Source organism: Enterococcus sp. AZ141 (genome assembly GCF_051714385.1).
Taxonomy (GTDB): domain Bacteria; phylum Bacillota; class Bacilli; order Lactobacillales; family Enterococcaceae; genus Enterococcus_D; species Enterococcus_D entomosocium.
Genome location: NZ_JBIORT010000001.1, coordinates 2,884,508 through 2,902,368 on the forward strand (window position 1 = coordinate 2,884,508; position 17,861 = coordinate 2,902,368).

General features: G+C 42.8%; 16 protein-coding genes. 2 read left to right on the forward strand and 14 right to left on the reverse strand.

Going from position 1 to position 17,861, the window contains the following annotated elements:
* Window positions 1–343 precede the first annotated feature (343 nt).
* From IGI89_RS13335 to IGI89_RS13350, 4 genes are all read right to left on the reverse strand, one after another.
* Window positions 344–1,102 carry an ABC transporter ATP-binding protein gene (locus IGI89_RS13335; RefSeq protein ID WP_008379891.1) on the reverse strand — a complete coding sequence of 253 codons (759 nt, stop codon included), beginning with the start codon at window positions 1,100–1,102 and terminating at the stop codon, window positions 344–346.
* Window positions 1,102–1,986 (reverse strand): ABC transporter permease, encoded by an 885-nt coding sequence (locus tag IGI89_RS13340; RefSeq protein ID WP_008379889.1) that lies wholly within the window; start codon window positions 1,984–1,986, stop codon window positions 1,102–1,104. Before IGI89_RS13340 ends, IGI89_RS13335 begins: the two co-directional genes overlap by 1 nt.
* A gap of 78 nt (window positions 1,987–2,064) precedes the next feature.
* Window positions 2,065–3,117: a tryptophan ABC transporter substrate-binding protein gene (gene trpX / locus IGI89_RS13345; RefSeq protein WP_010748363.1), complete on the reverse strand. Its 1,053-nt coding sequence runs from the start codon at window positions 3,115–3,117 to the stop codon at window positions 2,065–2,067.
* A 377-nt stretch (window positions 3,118–3,494) separates the two neighbouring features.
* Window positions 3,495–4,070 carry a hypothetical protein gene (locus tag IGI89_RS13350; protein WP_005235969.1) on the reverse strand — a complete coding sequence of 192 codons (576 nt, stop codon included), beginning with the start codon at window positions 4,068–4,070 and terminating at the stop codon, window positions 3,495–3,497.
* A 126-nt stretch (window positions 4,071–4,196) separates the two neighbouring features.
* Here IGI89_RS13350 and IGI89_RS13355 point away from each other — a divergent pair, with 126 nt between their 5' ends.
* Window positions 4,197–4,595: a DUF1622 domain-containing protein gene (locus IGI89_RS13355; RefSeq protein ID WP_005235970.1), complete on the forward strand. Its 399-nt coding sequence runs from the start codon at window positions 4,197–4,199 to the stop codon at window positions 4,593–4,595.
* A 108-nt stretch (window positions 4,596–4,703) separates the two neighbouring features.
* Window positions 4,704–6,404: a fibronectin-binding protein EfbA gene (gene efbA / locus IGI89_RS13360; RefSeq protein WP_005235971.1), complete on the forward strand. Its 1,701-nt coding sequence runs from the start codon at window positions 4,704–4,706 to the stop codon at window positions 6,402–6,404.
* A 254-nt stretch (window positions 6,405–6,658) separates the two neighbouring features.
* On the opposite strand, the gene IGI89_RS13365 is transcribed toward efbA, so the two are convergent.
* The 10 genes from IGI89_RS13365 to IGI89_RS13410 all read right to left on the reverse strand — a co-directional run bounded on the left by IGI89_RS13365 (window position 6,659) and on the right by IGI89_RS13410 (window position 17,849).
* Window positions 6,659–7,150 carry a pyridoxamine 5'-phosphate oxidase family protein gene (locus tag IGI89_RS13365; protein ID WP_005235973.1) on the reverse strand — a complete coding sequence of 164 codons (492 nt, stop codon included), beginning with the start codon at window positions 7,148–7,150 and terminating at the stop codon, window positions 6,659–6,661.
* A complete protein-coding gene (locus IGI89_RS13370; protein WP_005235975.1) occupies window positions 7,150–8,067 on the reverse strand; it encodes a helix-turn-helix domain-containing protein in 918 nt (305 codons plus the stop codon). Before IGI89_RS13370 ends, IGI89_RS13365 begins: the two co-directional genes overlap by 1 nt.
* A 323-nt stretch (window positions 8,068–8,390) precedes the next feature.
* Window positions 8,391–9,068: a carbonic anhydrase family protein gene (locus tag IGI89_RS13375; RefSeq protein WP_016620153.1), complete on the reverse strand. Its 678-nt coding sequence runs from the start codon at window positions 9,066–9,068 to the stop codon at window positions 8,391–8,393.
* 157 nt (window positions 9,069–9,225) lie between these two features.
* Complete coding sequence (gene pyrE / locus IGI89_RS13380; RefSeq protein WP_005226111.1) at window positions 9,226–9,861, reverse strand: orotate phosphoribosyltransferase; 636 nt, start codon at window positions 9,859–9,861, stop codon at window positions 9,226–9,228.
* Window positions 9,858–10,577: an orotidine-5'-phosphate decarboxylase gene (gene pyrF, locus IGI89_RS13385; protein ID WP_005235979.1), complete on the reverse strand. Its 720-nt coding sequence runs from the start codon at window positions 10,575–10,577 to the stop codon at window positions 9,858–9,860. Before pyrF ends, pyrE begins: the two co-directional genes overlap by 4 nt.
* Window positions 10,577–11,500 (reverse strand): dihydroorotate dehydrogenase, encoded by a 924-nt coding sequence (locus tag IGI89_RS13390; protein WP_438735732.1) that lies wholly within the window; start codon window positions 11,498–11,500, stop codon window positions 10,577–10,579. The genes pyrF and IGI89_RS13390 overlap by 1 nt, the downstream gene beginning before the upstream one ends.
* Window positions 11,500–12,276, reverse strand: coding sequence for a dihydroorotate dehydrogenase electron transfer subunit (locus tag IGI89_RS13395; protein WP_008379873.1), 777 nt, complete (start codon window positions 12,274–12,276; stop codon window positions 11,500–11,502). The genes IGI89_RS13390 and IGI89_RS13395 overlap by 1 nt, the downstream gene beginning before the upstream one ends.
* A 21-nt stretch (window positions 12,277–12,297) precedes the next feature.
* Entirely contained in the window at window positions 12,298–15,483 is a 3,186-nt protein-coding gene (gene carB / locus IGI89_RS13400) for a carbamoyl-phosphate synthase large subunit (RefSeq protein ID WP_438735733.1), read from the reverse strand.
* A gap of 1 nt (window position 15,484) precedes the next feature.
* Window positions 15,485–16,564 (reverse strand): carbamoyl phosphate synthase small subunit, encoded by a 1,080-nt coding sequence (locus IGI89_RS13405; RefSeq protein ID WP_438735734.1) that lies wholly within the window; start codon window positions 16,562–16,564, stop codon window positions 15,485–15,487.
* 1 nt (window position 16,565) lies between these two features.
* A complete protein-coding gene (locus IGI89_RS13410) occupies window positions 16,566–17,849 on the reverse strand; it encodes a dihydroorotase (protein WP_016611753.1) in 1,284 nt (427 codons plus the stop codon).
* Between the last annotated feature and the right edge of the window lie 12 nt (window positions 17,850–17,861).

A 17,861-nucleotide genomic window follows, 5' to 3' on the forward strand; every position in this document is an offset into this window, starting at 1 on the left:
ATTACATATCGGCAAAGCTAGATATGTGAATATAAAAAATAGCCACTATAGATTTTACGATCTACGTGGCTGCGAATTCATTACGAAATGCTCTAGCCATCATAGATACAAACTTAGCGTTTGTACCCATGCCTTCATGAATACAAACCTATCTAAAATAGCTAAAGTAATATTTATTCAGTTGTGTGGGGTTCGTTAGCAATAATTTTTGCATAGTCCTTCGCTCCAAACTGATGTAAGATTGACCTAAGTATAGGTTTAACTTTGAAAGATGTCAATGATTTTTTCTTATTTTTTTCATTTATTTGATTATTTTTTTTGAAAACACTGTTCTATCAAGGGTTTATAAGTCGTCTTCAAAGAACAGTAACAGTTCTGGTAAACTTAAGCGAGCTTTTTCATCTGCTGAAAGATCCTTGACGATTTCCCCTTTTCTGAGCAGGATCAGGCGGTCTCCGTATTTTAATGCATCTTCCATCCGATGGGTGATCATGAGACAAGTTAGGTTTTGTTCTTCCACGCGTTTTGCTGTGATTTGCATCAGCTGTTTGGAGGTCTTTGGGTCTAACGCAGCCGTATGTTCATCTAGCAACAACAGTTTTGGTGTTTGAATCGTTGCCATCAATAAACTTAGTGCCTGTCGTTGACCACCAGATAAACTGCCCGTTGGCGTATCCAAATGATTTTCCAACCCATTGCCGATTTCTTTACAAAGGGCATAGAACGTTTCTCTTTGCCCTTGGAGTTGTCGAAGACCTAGTGACCGTTTTTCCCCTCTTTTTTGTGCTAATAGAAGATTTTCTGCCACTGTCATACGGGGAGCCGTCCCCATTTTCGGGTCTTGGAAGACACGTGCCAAAAAGCGGGCGCGTTTTTCTTCCGAAAGTGCGGTCACGTTTTGATCATCGATCATCACTTGCCCACTCGTCAAGGGCATGGTGCCTGAGATGCAGTTGAATAACGTACTTTTGCCGGCGCCATTTCCTCCGACGACCGTGACAAATTCTCCTGGTTTTAAAGAAAGATCGATTTTATTCAAGAGTACTTTTTTCTCATTCGGTCCGTTGCCGACAACTTTAAAGGCTTTTTTTAAGGCTAACATTATTCATCCTCCGTTTCAAAACCAGTGCGTAGATGCAAGGCTTGTTTAAATTGAGGGATCAACAGGCAGATCGTCAAGACGATTGCAGAGAAGATCTTCAAGTAAGTCGTATCAAATCCAGCTTTGATCACAAATAGGATCAATAATTGGTAGATAATGCTGCCGATTACGATAGCGATCAGACGTTCCAGCAAGGTCAATTCACCATATAATACCTCACCAATGATGATTGACGCCAGTCCGATAACGATCACACCGATTCCCTTGCTTATGTCGGCGTAGCCGTCGTTTTGAGCGATCAATGCGCCTGAGAGTGCGATCACGCCATTGGAGACGATCAGTCCAATGATTTTCATTCGATCCGTATTGATCCCCATTGACTTGGCCATGTGTTCATTATCCCCGGTAGCAATATAAGCTTGACCCAAGTTGGTATGGAAAAAGTAAACCAAGACGCCCCCAATCAACAAGACCATGATCAATCCGATAATCACCGTATCATAATAATTCGGTAAATTCATTCTAGTAAAAAAATCTTGAATTTTCGGTTGGTTTAATAAAGAGAGGTTTGGTGAGCGCATCACAAACAGCATGACCGAGTTCAATGAAGACATCACCAAAATACCTGCTAAAATCACGGGAATTTTGCCTTTTGTATAAAGAAGTCCTGTCACACAGCCCGCACACATCCCAGCCAATACTCCTAACAAAGTCGCTAAGACGGGCGACACCCCATGGGTGATCGCTGTCACACAGACAGCACCGCCTAACGGAAAGGACCCTTCCGTCGTCATATCCGGGAAATTCAAAATACGATAGGTCATAAAAATCCCTAATCCCAGGATTCCCCAAAGTAGCCCTTGCCCTATTGCTGAAACAATCATCATTCTTCCTCCATATTCTTACAAGTTTTCTCTTTCAAGACTCTCTCGGTGATCGCAGGTGATTGCTGTTCCTAATTGTTACTCATCACTTGCTTCACTTTCCGGTGTCGTTGTAATCAATTTTGCCTCGTCTTTGAGGTTTTCTGGGATAGTGATTCCCAATAACTGCGCTTGTGTTTCATTAATGATCGTTTCGCCATCGCTGAATGTATAGATCGGAGTTGTCGCAGGTTCGGCCGTCCCGTCAAGAATTGCTGCCACCATCTTCCCAGTTTCGACCCCAATCGTAAATTGATCTTGCCCAACCGTTGCTAAGCCGCCTTGTTCCACCATCGTATCAACAGACGTGATGATGGGCGTTTTTGATTTATTGGCTTCTTGTACTACCGTCTGCATTGCGTTTGCGATCGTGTTATCTAACGGAATATAGATAAAGTCGACTTCTCGTGCCATCACTTGCACCATTTGAGCAATTTCGTTACTTGAAGGAACGGCATACGATTTGCTGGTCAAGCCATTTTCTTCGGCAGCAGCTTCTGCTTCTGCCACTTGGTATTTCGAATTGTCTTCAGTCGAAGAATACAAAATGCCGACTGTTTTTGCCTCTGGCAGCAAATCTTTTGCTAGTTTGATTTGTGCAGCAACTGGTGCTTTATCGGAAACACCAGTGATATTGCCGCCGGGTTGATCCATATCTGCCACGAGATTTGCCCCAACTGGATCAGTGACCGCTCCTAAAACGATCGGTACATCCTGAGTGACATTCGCCAACGCTTGTGCCGCGGGTGTTGCTACCCCAACCAAAACGTCGGCATCTTTATTTAGCAGCTGCTGGCTCATCGTTGCCAATTTGCTTTGATCCGCTTGACCGTTCTGGAATTCGATCGTCAAGTTGTCCCCTTCGGTATAGCCTGATTCTTTAAGGCCTTCTTTGATCCCCTCGGTGATCGCATCTAACGCTTCATGACTGACAAACTGCAGGATCCCAACTGTTTTTTCAGCTTTTTCTACTGGTTCCGAAGTCTCACTGGCTTGATTGGTCCCACTTCTCATTCCTAACTGATAGACAAAGGTCGCTCCTAAAAATAATAAAATAACGGCAACCGATGCAATTAATCCCTTGTTTTTCATTTTTCATTCTCCTTTTTCTGCTTACGTTTTTCGTGTTTTCGTTTTTACGGTTTTTGAGAACAAAAAAAGCAACTGCCTATGTGACGGCAATTGCAAGTAAGCAAAAGCCGCATAGAAGGTTGTCCTATGCGGCGATAAATTCAACTACCAGCATAGATACAGCACTTTAGAAGGTTCTCTAAAAAGTTGTATCTATGGAATGAGGTCCCATCAATACAACTATCTACGCCAGTTTTGCCATGATTTCACTTGCAATGGAATAAATAGTTTCATGATTGTTCCTCCTTCTCAACTTGTTTTCTTTCTTGATTGAATTCAGTTTAGCCTATTGATAAAAAAACGTCAACAATTTTCTGTCAAATTGTCAGATTTTTTTATCAATCATTGGCAGAAGAACGAATCGTCCACATGGGTAAACGATTCAATTCTGGGATGAATTCCGTCGTTGGCTGCTCAAATGAATCAAAAGTAAAGCGATTTTTCTCGACTCCTTCTTCATAGAAGACAAAGGTCACTTTATCAGGATCAATGTCATATTCATTGGAGAAAAATGCCACGTCATAGACGATCGGATAATAAAAAAATGTTCGATTCATTTCGTCTTCCTGTGCTTGGATCAGATCAAACACTTGATCCAGCTGTGGGCCATTTGGTTTACTGTACATCACAGAAATCGCTCTTGTTTCGCGAATCGTCTTATCAGCTGTCAAATATGGTAATGGCTGTACTTTTTCCGAAGGTAACTTGTCGAAAGCGATTCGATCCACTAAAGAGGCGTTGATGCGATTTTGAGAAAAAACGATCAAGCCTGCAAAAACCAGCGCGAAAAGAATGCCTCCGATCAGCGTGAAAATCGTTTTTTTCTGATCTCGGTATAGATCATCTAACAAAGCCTGCCAGCTTTCCACTGTTTTTTCTTTCGTGTAATGAACAAAGTTCCTAACTTGTTCCATAATTTGCCCACCTTTTTTAAAAATCCTACTATTAATTCATACTATCAATTCCCTTCTAGAACGTCAAGAAACTTCACATTTCTTCGATAATTCGGTAAGATAAAAGAAAACGGTAAAGGAGTCATTATGCATAATCTAGCTAGTTCTTTGATGACTGGAGCCAACCCAATCTTCGATTTCATTGTTGTCTGTTTAAACTTTCTCTCCATTTTCGTCATCGTTTGGGGTGTATTGATCGCAGGCATTGATTTCGTGCGCTACGAATTAACAGAAAAGGACCGTTTGGTGGCAGCCAGAGAGAATAATTTTATCCGCAATTATTTAGGGAGTTATGTCTTATTAGGTCTTGAGATCTTGATTGCAGCAGATATTATTGAGACGATCATCCACCCTACTTTCGAAGACATCGTACGTCTAGCTGCAGTCGTTATTATTCGAACAGTCATCTCTTATTTCTTGAACAAAGAAATTGAGCGTGCACTGCAAACCACCGATCACCAACCTAACAAGAAAAAGGAAAGCTAGCTGCCATGGCTTTTCTTTGGATTCTTCGGTATAATAGATAGGAATATTTGACATTGGAAGGATCAATCCCTCAGTCAAACTATCCTTATAAGAAAAGAGGGAAACAATATGTCTTTTGATGGTGTTTTTACCCATTTAATGGTCAAAGAATTACAAAATCAATTAACCAGTGGACGTGTGAACAAAATTCATCAACCTTATGAAAATGAGGTCGTATTTGTGATCCGTGCCCAAGGGAAAAATCATAAACTTTTGCTATCCGCACATCCCACCTATGCTCGTGTGCAATGCACAACGATCGCCTATAGCAATCCAGAAACCCCACCGAATTTCTTGATGATGCTGCGGAAATATTTAGAAGGGGCGATCTTAGAATCAATCGAACAAATCGACAATGACCGTGTGATCCATTTTCATTTTACTCGACGAGATGAACTAGGTGATTTACAATCCCTCGTCTTGATTGTCGAATTGATGGGCCGTCACAGCACGATTTTATTAATGAATAAGACGAGCGGAAAAATTGTCGATACAATCAAACACATTGGTCATTCACAAAATACGTATCGTACTTTATTACCGGGTGCTACTTATATTGCACCACCAAAGCAAACAACACTTAATCCTTTTACAGCCTCTCGCACCAAAATTTTTGAAGAATTATCGACCATCGATCCCTTGACGGCAAAAGAACTTCAACAACGATTCCAAGGCTTAGGCCGCGATACAGCAGAAGAATTAATCGCTCGAATCAATGCCAATCCCAATGAAAAACTGCGTCAGTGGGAAGCTTTCTTTACAGAGCTTACCCAGGAGCTAGCACCAAGTTATCTCCAGTCAGAGAAAAAGGAATATTTTACACCAATTCCCTATCCATCATTGATCGATGCGACCACCACTGTCACCTCTTATCAGAGTCTGAGCGAGCTTTTAGATGCGTTTTATCACGACAAGGCGGAAAGAGATCGGGTCAAACAACAAGGTGGCGAATTACTAAAGAAGATTGAGAATGAACTGAAACGGAACCAATTGAAGTTAAAGAAACGCCAACAAACGTTAATCGATTCAGAAAACGCCGAAGAATTTCGTCAAAAAGGTGAGCTTTTGACGACCTTTATGAATCAAGTCCCCCGTGGTGCTGCTTCAGTTGATTTGGAAAATTACTATGATGAGAATCGGCTTTTGACGATCAAATTAGATCCCGCTCTTTCTCCCAATCAAAATGCTCAGAAATATTTTCAACGTTATCAGAAATTAAAAAATGCAGTCAAATTGGTCCATCAGCAGATTGCCGAAACGAAAGAAGAAATCGCGTATCTCGAATCCGTGTTAGCCCAATTAGAAATCGCCTCTCCAATGGATCTGGCGGTTATTCGGGAAGAACTGATTGCACAAGGCTATGTCAAAAATCGGACGAAACAGCGTAAAAAAGCCGCTCCTTCGCAACCAGAACGATTTCTTTCTTCAGACGGAACAGAAATTTTCGTTGGAAAAAACAATTTACAAAATGACCAACTGACCTTAAAAACAGCTCGTAAGAGTGATATCTGGCTGCATACCAAAAATATTCCTGGCTCTCATGTCATCATTCGTTCGGATGATCCTAGTGAGACAACCTTAATGGAAGCTGCAGAGCTTGCCGCATATTTCTCAAAATATCGTCAATCTGCCCAAGTACCGGTGGACTATGTGCAAGTCAAACATATTCGGAAACCGAATGGTGCCAAACCTGGATTCGTCATTTATGAGAATCAAAAAACGCTTTTTGTGACACCTGATGAGGGAATTTTGAGATTAAAACAGTCCTAGCTGCTCCTCAGTCTATTCGGATCAAAAAATCATAGTGTAATCAATAAAAGAACCGACCACAAAAGCGCTGCGAAACTACACGCGCTTGTGATCGGTTTTTATGCTTTTTCCTTCTATCTACTGCTCTTTCAGCGACAATTTTGCTTAGCTTGAAACACAAAAGGCAAGCCTTCTCAGAATTTAGCCATCGACGTATCTGCTAGATCCGATAGAATGGCATTCGAAAATCACCGTGAGAAAGTAGCTTCTGCTAGCTAATAAATTCCACCATCCTCCATAGTGACTTTCTTCTCGAAATCAAAATGATACAGCTTTTCCCAGTGATTGATATTCAACGTTCCTTTGGTCAAATGGATTGCTAGAAAGCAACAGCCTTTATCATTCTCATTGTTGACTTCGTCGTACCAGACAAAGGCTTTGCGAATTTTGCATCTTAATTCTGCATTTTTAGGGTCTAGCACCCAACCTAAATTCTCCCCTTGACCGACCGCAGTAAACCATTCACCGCTAACAGCAATGGAAACTGCTGGGTTCTTTTTGATTTGCTTGATTTTATTGGATTGCTCGTGTGTCGACACGTAAAAAACGCCCTCTTCATAAAAAGCATCAACTTCTCGAACGACTGGTTGTATGTGTCCCTCTACAGTTTTGTCACAAGCTGTCGTCGCAAGGGCAATCACATTGTCTTTAAAATGTCCGAATTTTTCTTCAAGCAGCTTTATTCCTTCTTCATACTGGTGGGTCATTATTCTGTTCCTCCTTGCATCTTAATTCTTTTTTTAAAAGGAATCCATAATTCGACATGAACCACATGATTTTCCCCTTTTCGATAAAGCTCAGGAAAAAAATTCTCAGCAATCCAGCCATTTTTCTTGAGCCAAAAACGGGTATAACGCATCGCCTTTCCCATATTGATGATCAGTTGCTCTGAGACCGTATCAAAACTGCAAACAATATACTCACGTTCTGGTAAAGTCCATTCAGTGCAGTTGAGAAATTGCGAACCATCAGATATTTGACCAACAAAATAACTTGAATAGCCTTCAGGCGCATCTCCCGGAAATGAAACACCGATCAGGCAATGATCGGTGCGAGGCTGATTGGCAGTCTTTTGATAAAAATCATGCCAAATATCATCAATCGGATCAATCCCTGTTCGTTGGCCCAGCATTTTTCCATACTTAAATGGATAGTAACCAACAACGCCACAAAAAACCAGCGGTTGCTGATTTCGCTTCTTCTGAATCTCCAAAACGACTCCTTCGCTGATCAATGGATTGCCTTCTTCTGTGACAATATACCCTAAAGATAGATCCGGCTTATCAAAATTTTGCAAGCCGATCGGCGCTTTTTGGTAAAGAGAAGGTGAAAGTCCATAAACGGTCTTAAAGGTTCTTGAAAATACTGCATGGCTGCTAAAACCAACCTCAAAAGCGACCTCAATGACTCGACTTTTTCTGTCTTTTAATAAAACAGCGGCTCTGGCCAGACGACGCAGTTTTATATATTCCCTAACAGAAATTTTAACTAAGCGAGTAAATAAGCGTTGATAATAAAATACAGAAAGTGATGCGACTTGTGCTAACGTTTCGATCTCTAGCGACTCAGCAAGATTGTCTTCGATAAAATCGATGGATTTTTGGATTGCTTCCCATGCATGCATATGGATTTCCTTTCTTTCACTATAAAATACTCAGCCAAAAAAACTTTACCGTGTCTGCTCTTTTTCCAAAAAAAACTATATTTGTATTTATTTTCACAATGCATTAACCGCCGAGAATCAGCTTATTTAATATTTTAGCATAGCCTTCATGGTCCTAGAATATAAAAATAAAAAAAGACGAAGAGTTTTCGTCTTTTTCTAGTCAATGAGATTCTAAAAATTCTAACATCATTTTTATAGATTACCCTTACGAAGTGGTTTCTATACTGCCCATCAAATGAAGTCAGTGATAAACACTACGTAAAAGGATCTATTTTTATAAATTAATAGAAATAAATAGGCCGATCTTTGCGGTCTTGTAATGGGCGATTATTGTTTTCTAACACTTCTTCCCGGAATTCCAAAATGAAGCGGCGGCTCATCTCCCCGATCCAGTCAAAGACGAACCAATTGATTGGCCCTTTGGTTGGCGGTGTCGTCAACGAACCCACATAATGGAAATGGTGGGTGCGTTCTGGTAAGAACATAGTCGGATCAAACCATTGCGTATGGTTTTCAAAGTCCCAGATGCTGTCGTCTTGCTGATTGCAGATCCAGTTGAGCTTATCCGTCAATTTGAATAAGATGCCCACAACCAAGTTTTCTCCGTCCTCATTCATATGGACGAGATGAAACTCTAATTCTTGCTGTTCATCATCGATAATATGTTCAGACGGCATGTGGAAATGAATATCCGTCAAATAGTAGTTGATCCCTTTAAATGTGACATAACTTTCTTTGTTATATGGAACGAAGTGAATCGTATTTTTGAATTCTTTTTCCGTGAACCGCTCTCGTTTATAGTGAAAAGCCAAGTCCTGATCGATAGGTTCTTCGGTTTCATCGTGAACTAAAGCAATTGGGGATTGGTAAGGAAATTCGGCGCCTTGTGCATACCAATCGCACAAAGTGTGCCAATGTTCAGGTCCATTGTCTCCGGAATAACTCCAGGGAACATCCATATTTCTTTTCAAAAAAACAGCCTCCTAATTCAAGTTGACAGCAAGGAATAGCCCTTCCTATCAAAAAAACTTTCTCCCAATGCTATCAGAAAATAGGTAAAAATAAAACGAATATGCTTGGTCATTCCCTCACATATCCGTTTCTTATTTCAATTCCTTATTCACTCAACCAAGCAGCAGGATCTTTTCGCCACTCTTGTAACAGGGCAACATCAGACTCTTGAATAGCACCCGTTTCTAAAGCCGACTCGATCAACGCTGTATAGTTTGTCAAAGTCACATAGGATAGACCTGCTTGGTCAAAATTCTCTTGGACTTGAGGCAGCTCGTAAGTAAAGATCGCAGCGACGCCTAATACGTCGGCTCCTTCTCTTTTGGCTGCTTCACAAGCTTCTAAGACACTGCCACCTGTTGACAATAAATCTTCAATGACGACCATTTTTTGATTTGGCTGAATACGACCTTCAATTTGATTGCCTTTGCCATGTTCTTTTGCTTTGCTGCGAATATAAACCATTGGCAAATCTAACAATTCAGCGACCCAAGCAGCATGGGGAATCCCGGCTGTTGCGGTCCCTGCAATCACTTCTGCTTCGGGATAAGTCGTTTTGATGACTGCAGCTAAGCCTTTCGCAATGGCGCGACGTACATGAGGATAACTCATAGTGATTCGATTGTCGCAGTAAATAGGGCTTTTGATGCCGCTTGCCCAAGTAAATGGTTCATTCGGTCGTAAAAAAATCGCCTCGATGTCTAAAAGATCTTTGGCAATTTGATTGGATTGTTCTTTCATTGGCTAGCTTCCTTCCATTCTTGTTTTATTTGCAGATAACTTTCATACGGTGTCTTAGACTGGGTGATTGGACGTCCCACAACGATCATGGTAGCCCCCGCATTGCGAGCTTGTGCAGGTGTCATGATCCGTTTTTGATCGCCAACTTCACTGCCAGCTGGTCGGATACCAGGCGTCAAGCGTATGAAGGCATCGGTTGTTCTTTGCTTGATCTGTTTTGCTTCGTGTGCGGAGCAAACAACACCGTCTAATCCAGCTTTTTGGGCACAAGTGGCGTAATGGATAACACTTTCTTGCAGTGACGTCATGATCTGCTGATCATGATGCATTTGTGCCTCACTAGTGGAGGTCAATTGGGTAACTGCAATCAAATCAGGGACTTTGTGTCCTGCGGGGGTTCCTTGTTGCAGACCTTTTTTAGCAGCAGTCATCATTTCAATCCCGCCGGCTGCATGAACATTCGTCAAAGCAACACCTAAAGAAGCTAAGCGCTCCATTGCTCGTCCAACAGTATTAGGGATATCATGTAATTTTAAATCTAAAAAAATATCATGGCCAAAGGATTTCAACCAAGTGACGATCGCTGGTCCTTCTTGGTAGAAAATCTCCATTCCAACTTTTACAAATAATTTTTCTTCCACAGGAAATTGCGCTAAAAATGTTTCAATAGCCTGTTTGTTGGGGAAATCTAAGGCAATAATTGGTCGTTCACTCATCACACGTGCTCCTCTCTCACTTCTTTTATCAACTGTTCCAAAGAAGTGATCCCTAATTCTGCCATTCGGATAGGCAATTCTTCAATCAATTTTGGGCAAATGTAAGGATTGGTAAAGTTTGCGGTTCCTACTGCAACTGCACTTACACCTGCCAGATACATTTCAAGTACATCATCCACCGACATCACGCCCCCCATGCCAATAATTGGTAATTGAGAAACTTGCGCCACTTGTTTGATCAGGCGGATCGCCACTGGTTTGATTGATGGACCAGACAAGCCCCCGGTTTGGTTGGCTAAAATCGGTTTTCGTGTTTTTAAATCGATCCGCATGCCCAAAAGCGTATTGATCATCGTAAACCCGTCGGCGCCGCCTACTTCGATCGCTTTCGCAATTGGGACAATATCCGTCACATTCGGCGAAAGTTTGACATAGATCGGCACTTGCGAGACTTTTTTGACCGCTTCAGTCAATGCACCAGCAACCGCAGGATCGGTTCCGAAAGTGATACCGCCATGTTTGACGTTAGGGCAAGAGATATTCAATTCGATCGCTTTGACATTTTCTGCCTGACTGATTTCCTGACACACAAGAACGTAATCTTCGACGGTCGAACCAGCAACGTTTGCAATGATCGGTAACTCTGGATGTTTTTGAGCTAAGTCCGGCAATATTTGATTCATGACCGTTTCTAACCCAGGATTTTGCAACCCGATGGCATTTAACATACCACTAGGCGTTTCCGCTACCCTTGGGGTTGGATTGCCGAAACGTGGTTCAGGTGTGGTCGCTTTGATCATCACCGCACCTAATTGACTGATGTCATAATATTTATCATATTCTGCACCAAACCCAAAACAGCCGCTGGCTGGCATGATCGGATTTTTTAGACTCAATCCGGGTAGCTCGACGTTGATCGACATTAAATGACCACCTTTCTCGCCTGAAATACAGGCCCTTCGTCACAAACTTTGACACTTTTGGTACCTTGTTCGTCATCTTTCGTATGGCAAACACAGGCATAACAGGCACCCATCCCGCAAGCCATTCGCGCTTCCATGGATAATTGAACATCTGAAAGGTCTTCGAAAAGCTGGGCGGTGGTTTTTAAAAGACCGTTATTTCCGCAGGCAAAGACTGCCGCAGGTGTTTGCTCTGCAGCTAATAACAGGTTGCCAACATTTCCTTGTAAACCAGCGCTGCCATCATCGGTAGCGATCCTCGTATCTCCCAGTGCGCGAAATTCCTCTTCATAATACATGACGTCTTTGCTGGCAAAGCCCAAAAAGTGAATGACGTGGATCCCTTGTTGCGTCAGACGTTTCGATAGTTCGTAGAGCGGCGGTACACCGATACCGCCACCTACGATAAATGCAGTGTCCCCTTGGTTTAAATGATGATAGCGAAACCCATTTCCTAACGGCCCCATCACATCGATTGGATCACCAACGGTCATTTCTGAAAAAATTCGTGTGCCATCTCCTTCGACCCGGTAAATGATTCGGCATTCTTTTTTCTCAGCATCGATATGATTGATACTGATCGGTCGGCGAAGAAGAAAGGCATTTTGAGGAACCCGCAGGTGCAGAAACTGCCCTGGGGTCCTCATCTCATTGACTAATTCACCAGTCAATGTCATTTCAAAAATCCGTGGTGCCAGTTGACGCTGTTTGCTGATGGTCATGATTTCTTGCTTCATCAAAAAACTCCTTTATCTGCGTTAAATTGCTTTTGTTGAAAAACTGCGGGATTCCATCACTTTTAGAATTGCATCCGCTGTATCAAGAGAAGTAAAGGTCGGTACACCATGCTCCACTGCTTCTCGGCGAATGATAAATCCGTCTTCCGTTGCATTTTGGCGATCTTTGTCCATGGTATTGACTACTACTTGGGTCGTTCCTTTACGGATCAAATCAACAACCGTTTCTTCTGCTTGTTGATCAGAGATTTTAGCAACTCGTGTCACTTGCAGGCCTTTTTCTTCAAAGTAATCAGCGGTTCCATTGGTAGCCATTAAGGTGAAGCCGACCTCTACGAAACGCGCCGCCAGTGCTGCTGCCTCTTCTTTGCTTTCGTCTGCAACGGTGAAAAGTGCTTTTCCAAATTCAGGAATATGCAGGCCTGATGCCTCAAAAGCTTTATAAAGTGCTTTTGCCAAATCTTTATCTGATCCCATTACTTCACCCGTTGATTTCATTTCAGGGCCTAAGTAAGTATCGACTTTTAAAAGTTTTGTAAAGGAGAAGACAGGTGCTTTGATGTGTACTTCATTTGGTGTTGGAGCAAGTCCGTCTTGATAACCTAACGCTGTGATCTCTTCCCCGAGAATCGCCTTCGTGGCAATTTGTGCCATTGGGATCTCTGTTACCTTGCTTAAAAATGGCACGGTTCGGCTAGCACGAGGATTTACTTCAATGACATACACTTTGTTCTCATGGATGACAAATTGGATATTCATCATACCGATACAATTTAAACCTAATGCCAAGCGTTTGGTATATTCTTCGATCGTAGCGATTAGTTCATCCGAAAGATTTTGCGGTGGATAGACCGCCATTGAATCTCCTGAATGGACCCCTGCACGCTCGATATGTTCCATGATTCCAGGAATCAAAACAGTTTTGCCGTCACAGATAGCATCGACTTCACATTCTTTACCAACCAAGTAACGATCGACCAAGACAGGATGTTCTGGTGATGCTTTCACTGCATGACGCATATAATCTTCTAAATCGGCTTGGTTTTCCACGATTTCCATCGCACGTCCCCCTAAGACATAACTTGGGCGAACTAAAACAGGATAGCCGATTTTTTGTGCGATGGCGATCGCTTCTTGTTCGTTCGTCGCCGTGTCGCCTGGTGGTTGCGGAATATCTAATGCTTGTAATGCTTGCTCAAAGAGATCGCGGTTTTCGGCACGATCAAGATCTTCAATGCTGGTGCCTAGGATTTTGACTCCGGCTTTCACCAAAGGTTCGGCTAAATTGATCGCCGTTTGCCCGCCAAATTGGACGATGACCCCAATTGGCTGTTCCAAATCGATCACATGCAAGACATCTTCTAAGGTCAACGGTTCAAAATACAGCTTGTCGGAGATAGAAAAATCAGTCGAAACCGTTTCAGGATTACTGTTCATGATGATCGCTTCATAGCCAGCAGCTTGGATCGCTTTCACCGAGTGCACTGTTGCATAGTCGAACTCCACCCCTTGTCCGATTCGGATCGGTCCAGAACCTAGGACAAGAACAGATTCTTTTTCACTGCGCTTGCTTTCATTCTCAAACTCATAGGTGCTGTAGAAATAAGGTGTTGCTGATTCAAATTCTGCGGCACATGTATCTACCATTTTGTAGACGGGCAAAATCTTTTGCTCATGACGCAGCGTGCGGATCTCAGCTTCCGTGGTTTCCCACAGCTCAGCGATCTTTTTATCCGTAAAGCCGTTTTGCTTGGCTTTTTTCAACATATCAAGGGAATGTGGTTCGTTTGCTAATGCTTGTTCGATCTCAAAGATGTGAAGCATTTTATCTAAGAAGAATAAATCGATTTTCGTCATTTCATTCAAATCTTCGATAGTATACCCTCTTCGGATGGCTTCCATGACGTAGAACAGGCGATCATCTTGCGCCTTGATGACCTTCTCCATCAGATCATTGTCAGAAAGAGCTTCTAGTTCTTTCATTTCGATATGATGTGTGCCGATTTCCAATGAACGAACAGCTTTCAGTAATGACTCTTCAATATTACGACCAATGGCCATCACTTCACCAGTCGCTTTCATTTGTGTTCCTAATCGACGTTCCCCCGTTTCAAACTTGTCAAACGGCCAGCGAGGAATTTTTGCCACAACATAGTCCAGGGCAGGTTCAAATTCTGCATAGGTGGTTTCTGTGACTGGATTTTTCATTTCATCCAATGTTAAACCGACGGCAATTTTCGCTGCCAGTTTGGCAATTGGATAACCTGTTGCTTTACTTGCTAGTGCAGACGAACGAGAAACCCTTGGATTTACTTCAATCACATAGTAATTAAAGCTATGTGGATCAAGTGCCAACTGAACGTTACAACCACCTTCGATTTTTAATGCACGAATAATTTTTAATGACGCATCTCGCAACATTTGGTATTCATGGTCTGACAGCGTTTGACTAGGGGCAAAGACGATGGAATCGCCGGTGTGGATGCCGACTGGATCGAAGTTTTCCATATTACAAACAACGATCGCGTTGTCTGCAGAATCCCGCATCACTTCATATTCGATCTCTTTAAACCCAGCAATACTTCGTTCAATCAAGCATTGGGTCACGGGCGAGAGCTTCAAGCCGTTTTCAGCGATTTGGCGTAGTTCTTCTTCATTGTTACACATGCCACCGCCCGTTCCTCCTAGCGTAAATGCTGGACGAACAATGATTGGAAAGCCGATTTTTTTCGCAAATTCAACTGCTGCTTCCACCGTTGATACGATTTCGGATTCTGGGATCGGTTGATCCAATTCTTCCATTAATTGTTTGAATAAATCTCGATCTTCTGCCTGATCGATTGCCGCTAATTTGGTTCCTAGCAACTCAATTCCTAATTCATCCAAAATACCTGAGTTGGCTAATTCCATCGCCATATTCAAGCCCGTTTGTCCGCCTAATGTCGGTAAAATTGCATCAGGCTGTTCTTTACGTAAAATCCGTGAGACAAACTCAAATGTGATTGGTTCAATGTAGACTTTGTCAGCAATTTCTTTGTCCGTCATGATCGTTGCGGGATTCGAATTGACTAACACCACTTCGTAGCCTTCTTCTCGTAAAGCTAAACAAGCTTGTGTACCGGCATAATCAAATTCTGCCGCTTGTCCTATAATAATCGGTCCAGAACCGATTACCATGATTTTCTTGATATCTGTACGTTTTGGCATATTAGTTCTGCTCCTTCCATGCATCGATCATCTCTAAAAATTCGTCAAATAAGTGGACCGCATCATGCGGGCCCGGTGCCGCATCTGGGTGGTATTGGACACTGAATGCTGGGTAGCGGCGATGACGAACCCCTTCGATCGTGCCATCGTTCACTTCGACGTGTGTCACCATTAGTTTTTCAGGATCGATGGATGCTTCATCCACAGCAAAGCCATGGTTTTGTGAGGTAAAATCGATCCGACCAGTGGCGATCTCTCTTACCGGATGGTTCAATCCGCGGTGACCGAACTTCATTTTATAGGTATCTGCCCCATTCGCTAATGAGAAGAGCTGATGGCCTAAACAAATCCCGAAGATCGGTACCTTGCCTTGAATCCCTTGTATCATTTTAATTGCTTCTGGCAAGCTTTTAGGATCACCCGGTCCATTTGTCAGCATTACACCATCTGGTGCGAGGTCTAAAATTTCTTGCGCTGTCGTATTGTATGGCAAAATCGTTAAATTGCAGTTGCGGCGTGACAATTCCCGTAAAATACTGTGCTTCAAGCCGAAGTCGATGACCACGATATTGCGACCCGTTCCAGGACTTGGATAAGGTTTTGAGGTAGAAACTTGTGCCACTTGATTGGTTGGTAAAACCGCCGCTTTTAATTGATCAAAGGCATGGTCAAAGACATCTCCTGCATCAACGATACTCGCTTTCATGGTCCCATGTTGACGGATCTTTCTTGTCAGCGAGCGTGTATCGATTCCTGCGATCCCTGGAATATTTTTGCGTTTTAAAAATTCATCTAACGTCAGCTGTTTCCGCCAATTGCTCGCTAGACGCGCGTGTTCTTTCACAACGACCCCTTTACAAGTCGGTGAAATTGATTCGTAGTCGTCTCGGTTGACGCCGTAATTTCCAACCATCGGATACGTAAACGTAATGATTTGTCCGTTAAAACTTTGATCCGTAATGGCTTCTTGATAGCCCGTCATGCTGGTGGTAAAAACAATCTCGCCAAAAACATTGATACTGGCACCAAAGCCTTCGCCTTCAAAGTATGTTCCATCTTCTAAAATAAGCCAACGTTTCATATTATTGCCCACCTTTTTGCCATACTAATTTTCCATTTACAAATGTATAACTTGTATCCCCATATAACGTCCATCCACCGAAAGGCGTATTGACTCCTTTTGATAGAAATTGCTTAGGATCCACGTTATAAGCTGATTCTAAGTCAAAAATCGCGAGATCGGCTTTGTCTCCGACCATCATCGTTCCGGCGCTTAGACCAAAGATTGATGCTGGTTTCACGGTCATCCAATCCACTAGTTGCTGCAAGGTAAAGCGTCCTGTTTTGACAAAATGAGTGTACAACAATTGGAAGGCATATTCTGATCCGACGATGCCAAATGGTGCTTTTAAAAAGCTTTTCATTTTTTCTTCATAGCCATGTGGGGCATGATCCGTCGCGATACAATCGATCGTGCCATCCAGCAGACCTTCGATCAACGCTTCACGGTCTTCTTGCCCACGTAACGGTGGGTTCATTTTCCAAAAGCCTTCATCGGCAGGAATATCTTCATCGATTAGAAGCAAATGATGAGGAGAAACTTCAGCTGTCACATGGATACCAGCTTTTTTGGCATCTCGGATCACTCGAACACTTTCTTTGGTCGAGACATGGCAGACATGGTAATGAGCACCTGTTGCTTCCGCCAAAAGTACATCACGAGCGATTTGAGAAGCTTCCGTTACACTCAAGATCCCCGGTAGTCCAAGTTCTTCTGCTTTTTTACCAGCATGCATCACGCCGCCAAAGAGTAAGGAGTCATCTTCTGTATGGGCAACCAAGGCCAAGTCATTTTCGGCTGCTTGCTTCATTGCCAGATACATTGTGCCAGCAGTCTGAACACCCACGCCATCGTTCGTCAAGGCGAAAGCGCCAGCAGCTTTCATTCCAGCTGCATCCGTCAACGTTTCACTGCGTAAGTTTTCTGTGATCGGGGCGTATTGTAAGACATTGATTGACGCATCTGCGTTGATTTTTTCGTAAACAGCTGTTAATTTTTCCGGTGTATCGGGAACTGGGTCAAGGTTTGGCATTGCGCAAACTGTCGTGAACCCACCGCGAGCTGCTGCGATGCTGCCCGTTTCAATTGTTTCTTTGTACTCAAAGCCTGGTTCTCTGAAGTGTACATGAACATCCACTAAACCTGGCGTGATCAATTGCTCTTTGGCATCGATGACTTCGTCAAAATCTGTTTCGGGAAATGCTGTACCGATCCCGCGAATGATTCCTTCTTCGATCCAAATTGCTGCAGGAACACAGTGATTGTCTTTTTTGATGATTTTACCGTTTTTAATGAGTGTTTTCATGTAAACTTCCTC